At 66.4% G+C, this 443-nt stretch carries 1 protein-coding gene; it reads right to left on the bottom strand.

Annotation, left to right across the window (positions count from 1 at the left end; all coding sequences use genetic code 11):
- Positions 1-443, bottom strand: a 443-nt coding sequence (locus BV95_RS22515) for a P-type ATPase actuator domain-containing protein (protein ID WP_037457597.1), incomplete at both ends; no start/stop codon positions are given.

The raw sequence follows: 443 nt of genomic DNA, 5'->3' as shown, positions 1-443 counted from the left end.
CTGACAGGACCAGGACGGCGGGCACGAAGATCCGTTCGAACCGGTCGGTGAAGCGCTGCGTCGGCGACTTCTGCGTCTCCGCTTCGCTCACCATCTTCACGACCTTGGCAAGCGCGCTTTCATTGGAACGGCGTGTCACCTCGATCTCGATCGCGCCGCCGCCGTTGATCGTACCAGCAAAAACCCGGCTTTCCGCGTCGACTGCATCGGGCTTGGCGCGTGCCGCTGCGGCATCTGCGACCGGCACCTTGTCGACCGGGATGCTTTCACCCGTGACCGGGGCCTGGTTGATCGCGCTGGTGCCCTTGATGACGAAGCCGTCGGCAGGCAGGCGCTCGTTCGGGCGGACGATGGCAATGTCCCCGACGACCATCTGCTCGACCGGGATTTCGCTGGTCTGCCCGCCGCGTCGCACGGTCGCGGTTTCGGGCGCGAGCTTCGCC

The sequence above is a fragment of the Sphingobium chlorophenolicum genome (assembly GCF_000722875.1).
Taxonomy (GTDB): Bacteria; Pseudomonadota; Alphaproteobacteria; order Sphingomonadales; family Sphingomonadaceae; genus Sphingobium; species Sphingobium chlorophenolicum.
The sequence above is the reverse complement of the archived record's forward strand: the minus strand, read 5'-3'. Positions and strand labels throughout refer to the sequence as shown.